Here is a 15,767-nt window from a genome sequence, read left to right as displayed (position 1 = left end):
GAAATGGCATATTTCGTGACTCTTGTGCATTTCACGGACCAGGGCGCCAGGGCGGTGAAGGACACGGTCAAGCGCGCCGAAGCGTTCAGGGCCATGGCCGAGAAGAGCGGCGTGAAAATCCATACGCTGCTCTGGACGCTTGGCCAGTACGATCTGGTCATCGTCGCGGAGGCCGGAGACAACCCGGCGGTGGTGGCGCTAAACCTCTCGGTTGCCGCCCTTGGCAATATCCGTAGCCAGACACTGACGGCCTTCGACGCCAACCAGATGAAGGACATCATTGCCAAGATGGTGTGATGCCAGGGAGCCCAGCCTGACGCAGCCCGGTTGGAGAATGGAGGCCAACCGGGCTTGCGCCATGATCGACGATCGGCATGGCGCGTTTTCAGTCCTCCCAGAATACCGGCTTGACTTGTGGACCGAGCTGAAAAGCGAATTCAGGCATCAGATCAAGCCGCGGGTACTCTTTGGGATGGACTTGCTTCAAAATATTATTCAGCCATATGACCAGGTAGACATATCGAATTCCACCAAGTCCAGTATATCTTGCTGAGCCTTGGATCGGATTCACACGTCCATCCATGGGTCCCTGTGTCAGAGCTTGCAGAAGGTTTATCTGGTCCAATAAGGGATCGTCTTTCAAGCCACTGCAGCGACCGTTGATGTTTACTCTCGCAAAAGCACCTCTGAGGGTCTTGCCCTTGGTATCGAAATCTTCGATTTGCGCCAGGTGATCGATCCCAGGCCATTTCGATGCTTTGTACATGCACCACTGAACAAAGAGCACATCGTCGAAACTGTTCTTGCCGTTGAGGCCAACGGCTCCGTCAAGGTTCCAATAGAATATTTTCCTGCCATCCGTCGTTTCTGCAAATTCTGGATGCATTGACGGCACTCCGATTGGCCCGAACGAGGGTGCGCCACGGAAAACTCGATGCTCCACTAGTCTACGCTTAAACTTGCCTTGCTCCAGTGGGCGAATGCAGCCTACGCCGCGCGACGGCTCACTTCTTCGCGATGGTCAACACCTGCTGCGTCGGAAATCCGACGCATGATAAGCCATGTGCCGGAGCCCTTGAGGAAGATGGAACTGCCCCCACCCCATTCTGTCGCCGAAATGGTTTCTCTCAGCCGAAGCAATTGACGGGCTTTTCTATCGCAAGCTTTCGACGGGACGACCGGCCCCTCCATGGTGAGGTTGAGCTCAATCATTTCGTCCCGAAGGCTCACATCGCCCCTGTAACGTCCTCCCTCGAAGTCGTCTCCTTCGAGTTGCCCGTGGTAGACAACACATCTGCCGGCCAAGCAGCCCGTCAACGAGGTCGCTATTATGGCGTAGGTCCCATCCAGATTGTCTGACATCGAATCCCCCATGTTGTAATTGCAACATAAAGGGCCAGCGTGACACAGCTGCGAAGTGCCCTATCGCACGCGTCGCGGAACGCACCGGCCGCGCTCACCGCGGCCATGCCTATCCGCCGATGGCCGGGAACATGCAGGGCTCGTCAAGAGTTGTGATGCACCTCGCAAATGACCTGAAAAGGAGGCGAGATGGAGCAAGCATCACACGATGCCTTCAGCGAAGGCGAAAATGCTCGCTGGAAGGGATATTCGGAGGACGCAAATCCGTACGATCCAGAAGCTGACCCGGGCGATTATCGGCGCTGGGATGCGGGCTGGCAGAGTGCGGACAATGACCTGGACGATACCGACGGCGACTGACTGCCGTGGATATTGCTCATCCTCTGTTCCGGGAATGGAGAGAGTCAGGGTGTGATTTTGCCGGTATGGCGGAGAAATCATCCGCCATCTGAAAATAGAAAATCATAAAATAACAGTGCGTTGGAAACGACTTGGTTTCGACGCCCCAGCAAACACTCTGACGTCTTCCTTTGGGAAGCTCATTTTTTCGCTCTTCGCGCCACCGGCAGTGCGCTCCTCCTCCCGAAGGCCCTGCTCCTGTTGTGGCTAGGGAGACTGGGCGCGCTCGGGCCCTGATCGATCGACGCCGGCGTAATATCAAGATGGACGCCACGAGGGAAAAGTTCGCCGTCATCGACTTCAGTGGCGGAGTCCTCGATGACGGATCCGCCAATCTGCAGGATGCTCTCGCGTGTCCGCATGATGGGAGAGACTTCCACAATACTGCTGCCTGGGTCGACAAACTCGTATCGGTAAACCCAGGGCATTGTCCTCTCCCAAGACTGGCTGTGACAATCACATTTGGCCCAGAGGTCTGCCCCAATCAATACCTCTTGCCTTTATCAAATAGTTGTGGTCCGCCCCGGGCTAAACGAAAACTATGCCACTTCTCTTCACCGGGCTACCACTAAAGGGGTTTGATCAATCGGCCTGCACACGCACAGGGCCCGATGCAGGAGTCCTAATGCTCCGCTAATTCGGACAGTGCGTGAATGGCGTTGCGCTTCCCGATCATGCCGATGCCCGGGAAGCAGGAGGCCCGGCACCCCTAGCCCCCAACCCCAGCCGGGCCTCCGCAATGCGCGGATCCCTGAGAATGAGGACCCGGCGTGATCAGGGCTTTCGGGCACGCGCTGCGGCCTGCTGGAGCACAACGGCGTTTGCGCGTAAATGCGCTTTGCCCTGGTGGATCAGGTTTGACGGTTGAAGTCCCCTCAGGATTCACAGCAGACTCCTGGCGTACGAGTCTGCGCCAAGGGAACCGCCACCGTGATCAAAAGGATGTGAGACCATGCCGAAGATCGACGTCAGCGCACTGCCGTTCGTCGCGCGCGGCGGCTATCCACCGCCGCACGACAAGCTGGTCGCCGGTCGTTCGCGTAAGCGTCTCGGCGATGAAGCCGGCCTGACTCAGTTCGGCGTCAACCTGACGATGCTCAAGCCCGGCGCTTTCTCCTCGCTGCGCCATTGGCACGAGAACCAGGACGAGTTCGTCTTTCTCATCGAAGGCGAGCTGACACTGATCGAGGACGAAGGCGAGACCGTGCTGCGGTCGGGCGACGCGGCCGGCTTCAAGGCGGGCGTTGCCAACGGCCACCATCTGGTCAATCGCTCCAACAGCGATGCCGTCTATCTCGAGATCGGAACGCGCACGGCGCGCGAACAAGCGCACTTTTCCGACGTTGATCTCTTCGTCGTCGCCGACGAGGACGGCGTCCACTACAGCCGCAAGGACGGCGGGCGACTGTGAACGCCCTCGTTGCGCGGGCCGAGGATCGAGCCGACGCCCGCTTCGCGTGGGTCCATCACGATTGAGCGCCTCCGCTTCGCGTCAAAAGGCCTCCAGGGGGCCTTTCAACTTCACCACGGACATTCGATTCGTGATGGCTTAGGTGATTGGTTTCGTCTTATTTCGACCGATTGCCGCTTCGAAGTTCCTCCAGAACCTCCTGAAGCAACGCACGGATCAAGGTCAGTTCGTCGCTGATTTCGTTCGCAGCCGTGATAGCGCTGGCCTTGCCCATCCGGGAAGCTAGAAGTCTGTCCGTTTGGCGTTCCTCAATGAGTTTTTTGGCGTCCTCTAGAAAATCAGCCATTGTCATGTTCCCTTGCAAATGTCACGCGCGTCGCTTGGATGCTGGCGGGTTAGGAAAATATTTGATGGAAGATATTTGACCAGGACGATTTGCCTTTTCCAACTAGAGCAAACTGCGTTCAGGCAGAAGCGGGTTTCGAGACTAACTTACTGGTATCAAAAAGCGTTTTGCGATTCCTGGTGATCCGATCTGAAAGTAAAACGCTCTAAAGGATCTGTTCGAGAAACGAGCAAGTCGTCTGACGATAAGAATATGCCCACCGACACCGACGAGCGCATCTATCGCGCCCTTAAGAAAACCCTAGAGGCATTCTTCGAGGGCCACGACATCGCCGTTGAGGACCGCTACGAATACCTGCGGCCGCTCGTCCAGGGTCTCGCACCGCCGAAGTCGGAGAACCCCAATGTCGCCTATAGCAAAGCTCCCGGCTCGCCTCCCCCTTCAGAAGGCGGAAAAACTGGTGGCCTTGCGCGCCTTGTCAGCGGGCGAGGCGACCGGAACGGGGTGATGGCGGCTGGCACCGACAATGTGGCCTGCATCTTCCATGAACCTGCTTTCACGGCTGCCCCGCAGCCGCCATCGCCCGGTCTCCCAATCAACCCAGCCGGAAAGGGCGTAGGAACGAGAACGCTTGGGAATTGCGGTGGCAATGCAGCTCGTCGCGCCAGATGGCTCTCCCCTCCCCGCCACTTTCAGCTTCGTCCATGGCATTCACACATCTCTGTATTATCGGTATGGGGCGCGGAAAATCCTCCCTCGGTTTCGGCTGTCGAATTCATACATCGCAGTATCGTCAGGAAAGGGCGCGGGTCATCCTTCCCCGAAGTCGGGGAAGGATGGTCGAGTCTCCAGCGACAATACTTGGATGTGTAAATCCGCTGGCTCAGCTTCGTAGCGAGGGCCGATGCCTCGGCTCGCAGCGCTTGCGAACCAGGATTCCTGCGGAATAAGCACAGCCAATTCACGCGTTTGACTTGATGAATCAGCGAGGTTGTATTCAACTGGACGGGAGAGTCTGCATTCTGGAGGCGAAATGCGCATAGCGGTCGTTGCTGCGGTCACCCTGGCCCTTTCCTTTGTCGCCGGGGGGGCTTCCGCCGCCCAATGCGGCCGTGATGCCTCCGGCTTTGCCGCCTGGAAGCAGAGTTTCGCCAACGAGGCCCGGGCAAACGGGATCGGGCCCCGGGGCATCGACGCCCTGATGGGCGCGAACTACGCCACGGCGACCATCCGGGCCGATCGGGGCCTGAAGAGCTTCAAGCTGTCGCTGGATCAGTTCATGGCCAAGCGCGGCGGGGCCACCATCATCGCGCGCGGAAAGGGCTTGAAGAGGTCCAACGCCGCGCTGTTCGCCTCGATCGAGCAGAGCTATGGCGTGCCGCCCGGCCCGCTCATCGCCATCTGGGGCATGGAGACCGGTTTCGGTGCCGTGCACGGCAACCAGGACATGGTGTCCTCGGTCGCCACCCTCGCCTATGACTGCCGGCGCCCGGCGTTCTTCACCGACCAGCTCTATGCCGCGCTCAAGCTCGTCGACAAGGGCACGCTCTCCCCGCGCGAGCGCAGCTCGATGCATGGCGAAATCGGCCAGACCCAGTTCATGCCCAAGAATGTCCTGCAATACGGCGCCGGCAATCTGGACAGCTCCGCGGGAGCGCTGAGATCGACGGCCAACTTCCTGAAGGCGCATGGCTGGAGCGCCGGCGGGGGCTATCAGCCGGGAGAAGCCAATTTCGGCGCCATCCAGGCCTGGAACGACGCCTCGGTCTACCAGAGGGCCATCGCCCTGATCGGCCAGCGTATCGACGCGGAGTAGCCGTCGGCGGGTTTGCGGCTCCGGTTTGACGTGCGGTGACAGTGCAGCCGATCGATGCCGCCGCATTTGTCGAATTGCGCCCCTGATTTGAGACAGAGGGCACTGGCCTGACCGCGGCCGAGGAAATGACGGCGATCGAACGCGCCAACGGCATCACGCCGTAACGCGTAAAGCGCTCGATCGCCGGCCTCGCCTGGAGCATAATCGCATTAGGTTGGATCGCTGGGGCCGTCATTCCGGCTGGAGCAAATCCTCACAAGCGAAGCTTGTGAGGATACGGTCGTCCGGAATGACGCCCATCGGCCATAGTTTCGAGGCCCTAGCGACCGGCCTCGCTCACTTTGCGACCTTCGTCATCTTGCGAAAATCTTCCTCGAAGATCCTGAGCTGGTTCATGCCGGCGCCGATGCGAGGGAACATCAGCGACTCCGACGGGGATTTGTGCTCCGCCGGATAGCCAAGGAAATGGCCCAGCTCATGGGCGAGCAGCACGAAGCGGTTGGTGTTCGAGGCGGAGTCCTCGATGATGGCCGGCCCCGTGCCGATCATGGTCGTGCCGCCGATGCAGTTGGTGCATTTGGCGCTCTGCGGGAAATGCTCCACGTCCTTGACGAAGAAGGCGTGGCAGTCCGCGCCGGCTCGGGTTGCGGCCTCGGCGGTGAGGTCCGCCCAGGTGAAAACCTGGACCTGGCCTCCCGCGGGAGCACTGTCGGCGATCAGGAATGTCCGCTGCCTGAAATCCACCGCCTTGCCGTTGATCGCGCTGATTTCCGCTTCGCCGCCAAAGGTAAAGGTGACGCCCGCCTGGCCGCCATAGACGCGGTTCACGCCGGCCAGCATGCCCGCGGCGTCTCCAAGCTGGCGCGAGGTGCCCTCGTTCGGACCAGGGCCCTTCACATAAAGAAAGCACAGTGAGAAGCTCCTGGCGGTGACCACCTCGACGCGCAGATCCGCCATCCATTGTCCGGCCCGCGTGATCTGAAGCGTCGAGCTACCGTTGTTCGTGCCACGCAGGCTGATGATCTCCCCGGCCCGGTCGACCATATAGGGCGACCCATCGGGAACATCGATCGTATCCGTCGGTAACAAATTCTCGACACGCAGCTGCTTCGCCCTGGGCATCGCCACCAACGTCCAGGGCGGAGAGGCTCGGCTGTCGAATCCGTCGAAAGGCTGCACGGCGTCGATGTACAAGACGTCGGCCTCCAGGGGGGAAGGCTTCTGCCTGAAGAGCTCTCGCAGCTTGCGAATGGTCCGCATTTCCGGGTCGACGCGCCCGTCGTCGAATTGAAAGTGCAGTTCCTGGAACGTACGGATAGCCTCGATCATCCGAGCGAGTTCGGCACGGTTGATGTTGTCGGCCGCGTCCAGCACGGCGAGCGGCGGAAAGGCGCCGCCCTGCACGGGCTTAATGCCATTGAGCAGGATCTGGATCGTATCGATATCATCCGGATCGTTTGCGCCACCCGCGCCGACCGACTTCAGGATCGTAAAGCCGGTGATGACGATCTCTTCCATGAGACAAGCCCTGTGGTCCGCACAATCGATCCGATCCACCGGGGAACCCTGGCGGCGGCTTCACATCAAGTTCGGTGGGTAGAAGGCGTGTGTTCATAACAACTATCACACTGTTAACCAGCGCGCAAAATCGACTTCTGTCCAGGCAGCAATACTCATTTTGACGGAGTTACGATAACGGTCCGCTCAAGTCATACACCTTCACGCTGCCCTTTCGGCTGCGGCGATTCTTTGTCTATATTTGCCCTGGCCCGGAGGCATTGATGGCTCGAACCACGATTGACCAGCTGGAAGGCGGCGCCGCGCTATGCGCAGGGCTATTTCCGGCAGAGCAGGCATGTGGTCGCGACCCCGACCATCGTGGAGCTGGTCGAGGTCACCTTCGAGCCGCAGAAGTCCTGACCGCGCAGGAAGCCTCTTGCGCCAAGCACCCCTTCTCAAGCCGGCACGGGCGCGATGTGGTGCTGGAAGACCTTCCAGTCCGATGCCGTCACGCCCGTGAACGCTTCGGCGGCCTGTTGCCAGGGCGTTGCGTGCCAGTCGTGGAGGGCATGGCCCCGGCCCATGACGTCCTGCATTTCCTGCTGCGTCACGCCATAGGCCGATGGGCTGTTGTCGTTCTTCACATTGGTATGTCCGCCCGTGCCGACATGGCCGAGGCCGATCAGATGTCCGACCTCGTGGAAATGGGTCCAGAACTTCACGGTGGAATGCGGGATCATCTGCTCCGACTTGATGTCGTTCTGGCTGTAGAGGACGGAGTTCGAGCGGAAATTCGCGCCGTCCTGCGCACGCACGACCGCGATCGTATAATGGGCGTCGCTGGCCTGCGCGGCAGGCTTGAGATCGAGCTTGCAATAAATGTTGCAGCGGAAGTTCTGGCGGCCATGGGCGAGATAGTTCAGCCCGTCATAGGTCTTCGGCGTCTTCAACCAGAACTGGCCGTCCCAGAAACGCTGCGCGCCGCCGGTGAGATTGCGAACATAGCGTTCGAACTCGCCCGGCTTCCATTTCTGGATGGGCTTCTTGGACGGCGAGGCAGCGGTATCGTCCGCATCGCCATAGGTCCCGGTCGCTCCGGCGGGGTCGATCTTCGCGAAATAGACGCGAATGAAGATCGTGAGATAGGCATTGGTGGTCGCGTCGATCTTCCAATCGACGAGATCGGCCTCCCACTTGCCGCCATAGACCAGTTGCGGCCCGGTGCGGATGAGTGTGCCGAACTTGAAATCGATCTCCCCCATAGTCGTCTCCGTTGCTGAAAGCTCGGATCACCCCGCCGGCCTGGGAATTCTGACAAGGCGCGCAGACAATTGCGTCAGCCAAGTATAATATTCTCCGGGAACGGCGGGTTTGCGTCCTCTGCCCAGTTTTGAACTGCCACGCGAGCACTGCGCCCCAAGTTTAGGCCAGTGCTCGCCGGTTTCCCTCAAGGGGTTCGCAATATAGTGTGGAGAGGTTTGTCGAAGTCCGCTACCCCACAATGGGGGAGGCGGCAGCCCATCATCGCGGCCGCCCGTCCGACTGCTGTTCTATGGAAGCGGGCCTCGGCGCACCCATCCAGCGAGGGCCGTTATCCCACGCAGGCGGTGATCTGAACCGATGCGGATCAACGCTCCACGGTCGAGGCACCGGCGGCCGTTGCACTCTTCTTGGCTAGCTAAAGCGTTTTGCGATTTGACGGAATCGTCAAGAATCGCAAAGACGCGTCGAAACAAAGAGTGAGAGCAAAGAAGCGTTCACGCTTGAACGCGCTTTGCTCTAAGAGTGCCGAGCAGCGACGGTGCAGCATTCGTAAACGAGTTGCGCCGCCGCGAGGTCCTCGACTGCAATGCCGACCGACTTGAATACGGTAGTTTCGGTGGTCGGCGCCTCTTTCAAACCTGCGAAGATCTCGCCGATCTCGGCATGAATGGGCGCCTTGGACAGGATCACGTCACCCGACTCCTTGAGCACTGCTTCGCGGGAGTCCACCACGAGCACGTTGGCCATCGCATCGTCATCCAGTTCCCGCCACGTCGGTCGTGGTGATCCCACAGCATTCACGTGCGCGCCCGGCTTCAGCCATCTTCCCCTGAGAATTGGTTCGACAGCACTTGTGGCCGTAACGATGACATCGGCGCCTCGCACCGCCGCCTCGGCCTCCATCGCAGTGACACTGTGCTCCTCAGCAAAGCGCTTGGCGTGTTCTGGCTTCCTGCTCCAGACGCGAACTTCGTCGAACTTGCGAATGCGGGTCAGCGCTTCCAGATGGGCCTTGGCCTGGACACCGCTTCCCAGCAAGGCGAGGACATGGCTTTCCGGGGCGGCCAGCATTTCGGTTGCAGCCGCCGAGACGGCCGCCGTGCGCATCTCGGTGATGAGCCGCCCGTCCATGACCGCCAGGGGTTCCCCGGTTTCGGGTCGGAACAGCAGGATCATCGCCATGTGGGTCGGGATTCCGGTCCCGGCATTGCCGGGATAGAAGCTGACGACCTTCAAGCCCATGGCTTGTTCATAGGCAGCGGGCATGATTCCGAGATAGCGCTTTCCTTCCTCGATCGTCAGCATGTTTCGGACGGGTTGGAGAACGCGGCCTCGGGAGAATTCCGCAAGCGCACCCTTCATGGCGGTGATGAGGCTTTCCCAATCGAGTGCGGCCCGAACCCTGGCCTCATCCAGATACATGACCACGGCTATTCTCCCTCACTCTGCGAAGGCCGGCACGCCCTGGCGAAAGCCGCTCTCCGGGCAAATGACGGTGGCAGTATGCTTAATTCGGCCGGGAACTCCTTGCACACGCCAAGCCTCCGTGGCGGTCCACTTGAATGCACCGTCACCGTAATCCCCACCTCCCGGCAGGTCAGCCCCGCCGCGGGCATCCCTAGCGCCCTGCCCTCAATTCACGGGCTGGCGGCGCACTCCCAAATTGGCATCGAAAAACTCCAGGGCCGCCTTCCCGATATATTCGTGCAGCTTGGCCCGGTCTACACCGGGTGCGTCGGCGCAGGCCTCCGGGTAATTGTCCTTCCCGAGCTGATCACATTCATTATCGAAGATTTCGTGGTTGACCGGGCCGGGGATCACATCAAGCTGGGCGTGAGGAATGAATTTTGCCGCGAACTCGGCGTTGTCCTTGGGCGGTGTGGTGGTGTCGCCAGCGCCGACGATGATGTAGGCGGGAATGCTCATTTTTCGAAGCCCGGCTTCATCCATGCCAAACCCCTGAATATCGCCTGGCGCCATTGCAAAGGCGGCCTTGACGCGGGCGTCGCGAAGGTTGCGGGCGGGTTCGGCGTCAATGCTCATCTGCTCGCGCAGATAGGCCGGCACCATCAGATTGTCTTTCCAGATGCGCTGGTACTGAACGAACAGGTCCGGGTTGATCTCGGCGCCGCCGAGCCAGAGCGATGTGAAACCGCCCTGCGAATGTCCGGCCACGCCAATCTGGTCCGGGTTGATGCGCGCGCCCCAGATCTTGTCCTCAAGCAGGTGTGAAATATCCAGGCTGATGTCGCGTGGCCGCTGCCAGAGCCTGTTGCGCACATAGAGCGCGCTCGAATCGAACGTATTGGCTCGATAATGATAGGCCATGGCGACGAGATAGCCGTGCGAGGCCAGATATTCGCCGAACCAGACATAGATCGAGGCGTTGCCGCCCGCCCCATGCGAGAACATGATGAGCGGACGCTTGATCCCGTCGCCGAGGATCGGGGCGTCCTTGTAAAGCTGCAAATTGGTCGCGAGGAATATTTTATACGGCTTGGCGGTGCTTTCCGGAGCGGCCGGATAAATCAGCAGATAATCCAGCGGCCTGCCTCCATCCACCGGATCGATGAACTCCACTTGTGTCATCCCGACGGGATTCACGGCGGCCGGCAGCATTGCCTGAGCATGAGCGTCCGGCTCCCGGGAGAGGAAACTCCCGCAAAGGATACCGACACCGGTGACGGCGCAGGCCAGACAGCGACGAAAGGCATCCCGTCCAAAGTTAGTCGATCTCATGTCCTGCGTCTCCGATTGGCAGCCTGCGAACCTGTTTGACTCACCCGAGCAACGCCCCTTCCCTTCCTTACTTCGAAGGTATTGGCGTGAACTTATGTCCCAGCGCCTCCGTCACCGCAGCGAAGATCCTGGTCGCGGGCGAGGAGCAGGCGGTATCGCGGGGATCGTCGGTAAGGGTGGGTGATTCCGGGCAATCGCCGGAGGCAATGTCGCTGTTGGTCTGCACCGCCACGGTGGTGTCGCTGGCGGCATGGTAATAGAGCGCCGTGTTGTAGCCCGGCAGTTCGCCCGTGTGGCCCACCCAGCCGTCGATGCATCCGAAGGCAATGCCGTAACCGGCGGGGTTGGGAATGGATTCGAGCCTCTCCTTCTGGATCTCGGGTTTCAGCAAACCCTGCCCCGTGCCGAGCGCGCGGCCATAGATCAAGAGATCATCGATGTTGGAAATCAGCTCGCCAGCGGTCCAGCCCCACGCCGGATTCCAATGCGTGGCATTGCTGGGCGCATCGGGCTTGGCGGTATCGCCCTGCAGGGTGAAGCCCATCGCATAGGGCGCGGGGATCGCGGTCGACTTGCCCGGCCAGGAGGTGTTGTTGAGCTTGAGCGGCTTGAACACCATCGCCTCGAACGCCGCCTCCACGGGCCGGCGCGTCACCTTCTCGATCACCATGCCCAGCAGGACGGTGTTGGTGTTGGAATAGTCGAACTGGGCTCCCGGCGGGAACAAGGGCGATTCACCGATGCCGACCTTGAGCAGTTGGTCCGGTGTGAAGACCGTCTCCGGCTTGGCGAAATAGGTGTCGGTGAACTTGGTGCTGCGGGTGTAGCTGGCAACGCCGCTCGTCATGTTTGCGAGCTGACGCAGGTTGATCGTCTTGCCGTTGGGAACGCCCGGCACATATTTGTCGATCGGATCATCGAGAGAAAGCAGGTGGTCCTGGACGAGGCGCATGATCACCGTTCCCGTGAAGGTCTTGGTGACCGAGCCGATCCGGGTGTGGATGCCTGCCTTCATCGGCGTACCGGCCTTGGGGTCGGCCTTGCCATAGGCGGCAATCCACGTGCCCTGAGGGGTGCGCACGCCCACGATGGCCCCGGGGCTGGAGGCCTTTGCCAAAGCGGCCTGCGACGCCGCATCCAGCTTGGTCGTGAGATCTGCCGGCAGGACCCCCTTCATCATTTCAGGCGTGGGCTGTCGGGCGATCACCTGGTCGATGTCGGCGATGCAACTGCCGCTCTCGGCCGCCTGTGCCGCTGTCGATACCAGGCCCGCAGCCAGAAGGCCGGCGAAGAAAAACGGCCAGGCGCGCGCCGCTGGCCGCCTGTCAAGATCGATATGCATCCGAATGGGCCTCCCCCGAATGATGTCCGACGAGATGGGACCGGCATGTCCCGTGACTTCCTGGCATGCCATATGCAGCGGCTAACCCCTCTGGCGGTTCGCCGCCAAACCTTGTTCAGCGCCGCTCGAAGCGGCCGAGACCATTCTTGTCGAGATAGTCGACCGTCAATTCCCTAGCGGGCGCCCCTTCCGTGCGCACGAAACGCACCGAGGAGAGCGAGCCGTCGGCTTCGTTCTCGCTGGAGGGTGCAATGGCGAAGACATCGCCATCCCAGTGTCTCAAGGGGTACGAGGAGGCCTTGGGTCCGATCTTGAGCTGCAGGCCATTCCCGGCCTCGGCGATGTCAACATCGCCGAAATATGCATTGCCATAGGTGCCGGTATAGGACGAAAGCGGGGCGGCAGCCTTGGCACTGGCCGGCGGGCTCTTGCCGAGGAGGTCGCCTTCCGGCTCGAGCATGGCGGTGAATATGGGATTGATCAGCGCGAACCAATCCCTGGTGATCGAGCCGACTTCAACCAGGTCCAGGAATTCCCGCCCCAGCGTTTCGGCGCCACCGCATGGCGAAGCGTTGGTCAGCACGATGATGCCGATATCCAGCGCAGGAATCATCGCGTACCGCGTCGCAGCGCCCAATGCGAAAGCGCCGGAGTGGCTGATCTCGATGCGCCCGGACGCCGTGACGCCCACCCCGACTCCGTAGCCATAGAGACCGGGCAGGGCATCGATGGTCGCGGATTTGGCCGCGACCATCTGCGCCGAGAACGCCGGCAGCAGGGCCTGCGCCGGGACGATCCGCCTGCCCTCGAACTGACCTGCGGCGAGCACCATCGCCATCCAGCGCGCGAGGTCGTTCGCCGACGAACTCACCCCGCCAGCCGGCGACTGGGGATCCGGCATACGCTGGGGGCCGGGCCGATAGGCCCCCTCGATCCTGACATGCCCAACGGCACGGTTCGGCTGGCGCTCGAAGTCCGCGAAGCGCGAACTGGTGGCGCTCAGGCCCAGCGGACCATAGAGCACCTCCTCCGACAGGCTCGCCCAATCCTTGCCGGCGGCCGTGGCCACCGCCTCGGCCGCGGCCGTCAGCCCGAAATTCGTATAGGCATAGATGTCGCGAAAGCCGTGCAGCGGCAGCAAGCGCAGGCGCTCCAGAATGGTGCGTCGATCAAATCCGAAATCCTCCAGATCGTCGCCCGCATGGTCCGGCAGGCCGGAGCGATGGCTGAACATGTCGCCGATGGTGACATGCCGGCCGATCCAGGGGTCGGAGAGCGTGAACCAGGGCATCTTGGCCGCGACTGGCGTATCCCAGGTGACCGCGCCCTTGCCTACCTGCTGAGCAACGACCGTGGCTGCCAACGACTTCGACAGCGAGGCAAGCTGGAAGACCGTGTCGGCGTCGACGGGCTGGCTTGCCCCTGCCTTGCGAACGCCGAAGCCCTTCGAATAGGCGGTCTTGCCGCCATGCACCACACAAACGGCCATGCCCGGGATGCCGGTCTTGGCCATGATCGCCGCGGCCAGCTCATCGAGCCGTGCGATCGCCTTGTCTATTCGATCGCCTGGAATGGCGTCGCCCGCGGAAGGGCCCGCCGTTGCCCCAAGCGCTTTCGTCGCGACGGCACAGGCCGCAAGCGCGCCTGTCCAGCCCACGAAACTTCGTCGGTCGAGCAAGTCGTGCATCCCCGCTCACCTAGCATAAATAGCAAGGAGGCAACCTTATACATGGCAAGGGCTTTCCGATAGTCGATTTTTTCGAACGGTGAACTATTTTTGTTTATTTGGAAGTATATAGCGGAGTGCAAATACATATTATACGGATTTGCTTTGTATAAAAACCTATCGTGAATTCATTCAAATGAAGAGGTATCGATCTTTAGCGAGCCGGCATATATAGCGCGCAAGCCGATTCTTGTATTCGCGAACAGCTACGTCATGCGGCTACTGTCTGTGAGCAACAGTGAAATCGGAGGCCATCCTGCTAAAGCGTTTTGCGATTTGACGGAATCGGCGAGAATCGCAAAGACGCGTCGAAACAAAGAGCTAGAGCAAAGCAGCGTTTACGCTTAACCGCGCTTTGCTCTAGCGTCAAAACCCAATCAGGATTGGCAGCTATCGACGCGAAGCCGAATGTCCGCTGCCAGGCAGCGAGCCAATGTCCTTTTCTGGCGCAGACCGATATCGGAGGACTGTCGCTTCGCAACCTTGCATAGGTGGTCCCAGCGTTATCCTCCTTGACTGGTTCAACAGCGCGCCAAGCTTGCCAGCGACCTTTCCTAAAGCCTTTGCTGAGTCGATCGTGACCATAGCCGACAAGGTCCGAGTGTGGTTTGCCGGAAGCTGGCATTCAGTACCTAGGTCGCAAAATAACCGTTAGAGAGTTCCAACGCGCGGTTTTCATTCAATATAGTCCTTGCTGGTTGACTTTCGTTCGACTGCGTTCGGACATATTGGGTAAACACGCTGTCTAGTCCGGGATCATGAATCTCGATCTTGGCATGTGATGCATGAATCATTTCATGGATTAGCACATTATTGTCTTTTGGAGTTGTCGAAATAGTTAGATTAGAATTCAGGATTATGAATGTCTTGAAAACCACGCCTCCCACGGTTACGCCTCGAAATGTTTGGCCGGGTGGAGCGTTGATTCCCCTATGACATGCCATTACTCTCAAAACACCAGGCGAGCCAGAATGTTTGTTCTCACATGCCTGCCTCGCAATCGCTACATCATCTTCCAACACGATGGAGTCGACGAATTCGATTATGTCGGGACTGGTAGCTGACGAGAAGTCAACCGCAATCTGCATCCCGAAGTTTTTCAATCGAGCGTTCGCGAAGTCAATTTGGGGCTGGAAATTAAAACCACCCTCCCTTTCGGTCTTCCTGGACATCGAGCAGTAAATATGGAGGGTTTTGTTAAATTGCTTAGGTTTTGTGCCACCGCCAACATTGGACAGCGTTGAAGAGCTAACTTCGCTGGCAAAGAAACGCGTGTCCGAGGGGTGTGGAGAAACAAGATCGCCGGGTGGACAGCACGAGCATATATCCAAGCGTCGGCTTGCCTTCTCCCAGACCGCCATTTCCTTATCAAGCGCAGCGATTGTCATTTTCCCGACAATGTTGTCGGCTGTGCGCTGATAATTGTAGTTAATAATGCCTCGCTTGCTCTTGAAACTCAGAACCGCTGCTGCCGTGGAAGAGCCATAAGTTTGAGACCGTATCTCACCTTGATCTATTCGAAGCCAATCAAGCGCCAAAAGTGCCATCTGCACTTTCGCGACGGCTCGGCCCTGCGAACCAACGGTCAGATGGGCGGCGTCGTCGACCAGGCAAGCTTGCAAGCGGGGGTCTTCGCGCAAGAGGCTGCTGATTAACACGTTAACCCCCAATGAGTCCCGCCCAGGTTGACGCCACTATCTCCCATGTGATTGCCAATGAATAGAGCGCCGACGGAACGCGGGCGCGTATGCCCCCTGACACACTCTTATGACGATCGTAACGGGGGCGCGCCTGATCAAGCTGCACTCCGAGGTGAAGCCAGTGTAACCTGAATCAATGTGTGCTTTCGGATGCGGCAAAGCC

Annotated in this window: 15 protein-coding genes; 5 read left to right on the top strand and 10 right to left on the bottom strand. The window is 59.7% G+C overall.

All coding sequences use genetic code 11. The features are described 5' to 3' along the window. Positions 1 to 3 precede the first annotated feature (3 nt). Entirely contained in the window at positions 4 to 297 is a 294-nt protein-coding gene (locus tag QQL24_RS32545; protein ID WP_284316474.1) for a GYD domain-containing protein, read from the top strand. 88 nt (positions 298 to 385) lie between these two features. Here the strand turns inward: QQL24_RS32545 and QQL24_RS32540 are convergent, their stop codons facing one another. Together QQL24_RS32540 and QQL24_RS32535 are read right to left on the bottom strand one after the other, a co-directional pair. Next, positions 386 to 886, bottom strand: coding sequence for a hypothetical protein (locus QQL24_RS32540; RefSeq protein WP_284316473.1), 501 nt, complete (start codon positions 884 to 886; stop codon positions 386 to 388). Positions 887 to 987: 101 nt separating this feature from the next. Further along, positions 988 to 1,362 (bottom strand): hypothetical protein, encoded by a 375-nt coding sequence (locus QQL24_RS32535; RefSeq protein ID WP_284316472.1) that lies wholly within the window; start codon positions 1,360 to 1,362, stop codon positions 988 to 990. A gap of 189 nt (positions 1,363 to 1,551) precedes the next feature. Between QQL24_RS32535 and QQL24_RS32530 the strand changes: the two genes are divergently transcribed. Both QQL24_RS32530 and QQL24_RS32525 read left to right on the top strand, forming a co-directional pair. Beyond that, positions 1,552 to 1,722, top strand: a complete 171-nt coding sequence (locus tag QQL24_RS32530) for a hypothetical protein (RefSeq protein WP_284316471.1) — start codon at positions 1,552 to 1,554, stop codon at positions 1,720 to 1,722. Between the two features lie 991 nt (positions 1,723 to 2,713). Beyond that, entirely contained in the window at positions 2,714 to 3,172 is a 459-nt protein-coding gene (locus QQL24_RS32525) for a cupin domain-containing protein (RefSeq protein ID WP_284316470.1), read from the top strand. Positions 3,173 to 3,329: 157 nt separating this feature from the next. Here the strand turns inward: QQL24_RS32525 and QQL24_RS32520 are convergent, their stop codons facing one another. Next, on the bottom strand, positions 3,330 to 3,518 hold the full coding sequence (locus QQL24_RS32520) for a hypothetical protein (RefSeq protein ID WP_284316469.1): 189 nt from the start codon (positions 3,516 to 3,518) through the stop codon (positions 3,330 to 3,332). Positions 3,519 to 4,551: 1,033 nt separating this feature from the next. Between QQL24_RS32520 and QQL24_RS32515 the strand changes: the two genes are divergently transcribed. Then, positions 4,552 to 5,334: a lytic murein transglycosylase gene (locus QQL24_RS32515; protein ID WP_284316468.1), complete on the top strand. Its 783-nt coding sequence runs from the start codon at positions 4,552 to 4,554 to the stop codon at positions 5,332 to 5,334. Positions 5,335 to 5,670: 336 nt separating this feature from the next. On the opposite strand, the gene QQL24_RS32510 is transcribed toward QQL24_RS32515, so the two are convergent. Beyond that, entirely contained in the window at positions 5,671 to 6,852 is a 1,182-nt protein-coding gene (locus QQL24_RS32510) for a zinc metalloprotease (protein ID WP_284316467.1), read from the bottom strand. Between the two features lie 279 nt (positions 6,853 to 7,131). Between QQL24_RS32510 and QQL24_RS32505 the strand changes: the two genes are divergently transcribed. Beyond that, the gene (locus tag QQL24_RS32505; protein WP_284316466.1) at positions 7,132 to 7,254 is read left to right on the top strand and encodes a hypothetical protein; all 123 of its coding nucleotides are present in this window, start codon (positions 7,132 to 7,134) and stop codon (positions 7,252 to 7,254) included. A gap of 35 nt (positions 7,255 to 7,289) precedes the next feature. Here QQL24_RS32505 and QQL24_RS32500 read toward each other — a convergent pair whose 3' ends face one another. The 6 genes from QQL24_RS32500 to QQL24_RS32475 all read right to left on the bottom strand — a co-directional run bounded on the left by QQL24_RS32500 (position 7,290) and on the right by QQL24_RS32475 (position 15,562). Then, a complete protein-coding gene (locus tag QQL24_RS32500; RefSeq protein ID WP_284316465.1) occupies positions 7,290 to 8,096 on the bottom strand; it encodes a hypothetical protein in 807 nt (268 codons plus the stop codon). A gap of 517 nt (positions 8,097 to 8,613) precedes the next feature. Next, positions 8,614 to 9,519, bottom strand: coding sequence for an ornithine cyclodeaminase family protein (locus tag QQL24_RS32495; protein ID WP_284316496.1), 906 nt, complete (start codon positions 9,517 to 9,519; stop codon positions 8,614 to 8,616). 210 nt (positions 9,520 to 9,729) lie between these two features. Next, positions 9,730 to 10,836 carry an alpha/beta hydrolase family protein gene (locus QQL24_RS32490; RefSeq protein ID WP_284316464.1) on the bottom strand — a complete coding sequence of 369 codons (1,107 nt, stop codon included), beginning with the start codon at positions 10,834 to 10,836 and terminating at the stop codon, positions 9,730 to 9,732. A 67-nt stretch (positions 10,837 to 10,903) separates the two neighbouring features. Further along, a complete protein-coding gene (locus QQL24_RS32485) occupies positions 10,904 to 12,178 on the bottom strand; it encodes a serine hydrolase domain-containing protein (protein WP_284316463.1) in 1,275 nt (424 codons plus the stop codon). A 115-nt stretch (positions 12,179 to 12,293) separates the two neighbouring features. Beyond that, positions 12,294 to 13,865 carry a serine hydrolase gene (locus QQL24_RS32480; protein WP_284316462.1) on the bottom strand — a complete coding sequence of 524 codons (1,572 nt, stop codon included), beginning with the start codon at positions 13,863 to 13,865 and terminating at the stop codon, positions 12,294 to 12,296. Positions 13,866 to 14,536: 671 nt separating this feature from the next. Continuing rightward, positions 14,537 to 15,562: a peptidoglycan-binding domain-containing protein gene (locus QQL24_RS32475; RefSeq protein ID WP_284316461.1), complete on the bottom strand. Its 1,026-nt coding sequence runs from the start codon at positions 15,560 to 15,562 to the stop codon at positions 14,537 to 14,539. Positions 15,563 to 15,767: the final 205 nt, after the last annotated feature.

Source organism: Labrys miyagiensis (assembly GCF_030160835.1).
Classification (GTDB): domain Bacteria; phylum Pseudomonadota; class Alphaproteobacteria; order Rhizobiales; family Labraceae; genus Labrys; species Labrys miyagiensis.
This window is presented reverse-complemented; position numbering and strand designations above follow the sequence as displayed.

Excerpts from the sequence above, each read along its gene's own strand:
- QQL24_RS32535 (WP_284316472.1), bottom strand. The coding sequence starts at position 1,362 with ATGTCAGACAATCTGGATGGGACCTACGCCATAATAGCGACCTCGTTG.
- QQL24_RS32485 (WP_284316463.1), bottom strand. The coding sequence starts at position 12,178 with ATGCATATCGATCTTGACAGGCGGCCAGCGGCGCGCGCCTGGCCGTTT.
- QQL24_RS32510 (WP_284316467.1), bottom strand. The coding sequence starts at position 6,852 with ATGGAAGAGATCGTCATCACCGGCTTTACGATCCTGAAGTCGGTCGGC.
- QQL24_RS32520 (WP_284316469.1), bottom strand. The coding sequence starts at position 3,518 with ATGGCTGATTTTCTAGAGGACGCCAAAAAACTCATTGAGGAACGCCAA.
- QQL24_RS32540 (WP_284316473.1), bottom strand. The coding sequence starts at position 886 with ATGCATCCAGAATTTGCAGAAACGACGGATGGCAGGAAAATATTCTAT.
- QQL24_RS32490 (WP_284316464.1), bottom strand. The coding sequence starts at position 10,836 with ATGAGATCGACTAACTTTGGACGGGATGCCTTTCGTCGCTGTCTGGCC.
- QQL24_RS32545 (WP_284316474.1), top strand. The coding sequence starts at position 4 with ATGGCATATTTCGTGACTCTTGTGCATTTCACGGACCAGGGCGCCAGG.
- QQL24_RS32495 (WP_284316496.1), bottom strand. The coding sequence starts at position 9,519 with ATGTATCTGGATGAGGCCAGGGTTCGGGCCGCACTCGATTGGGAAAGC.
- QQL24_RS32530 (WP_284316471.1), top strand. The coding sequence starts at position 1,552 with ATGGAGCAAGCATCACACGATGCCTTCAGCGAAGGCGAAAATGCTCGC.
- QQL24_RS32515 (WP_284316468.1), top strand. The coding sequence starts at position 4,552 with ATGCGCATAGCGGTCGTTGCTGCGGTCACCCTGGCCCTTTCCTTTGTC.
- QQL24_RS32500 (WP_284316465.1), bottom strand. The coding sequence starts at position 8,096 with ATGGGGGAGATCGATTTCAAGTTCGGCACACTCATCCGCACCGGGCCG.
- QQL24_RS32525 (WP_284316470.1), top strand. The coding sequence starts at position 2,714 with ATGCCGAAGATCGACGTCAGCGCACTGCCGTTCGTCGCGCGCGGCGGC.
- QQL24_RS32480 (WP_284316462.1), bottom strand. The coding sequence starts at position 13,865 with ATGCACGACTTGCTCGACCGACGAAGTTTCGTGGGCTGGACAGGCGCG.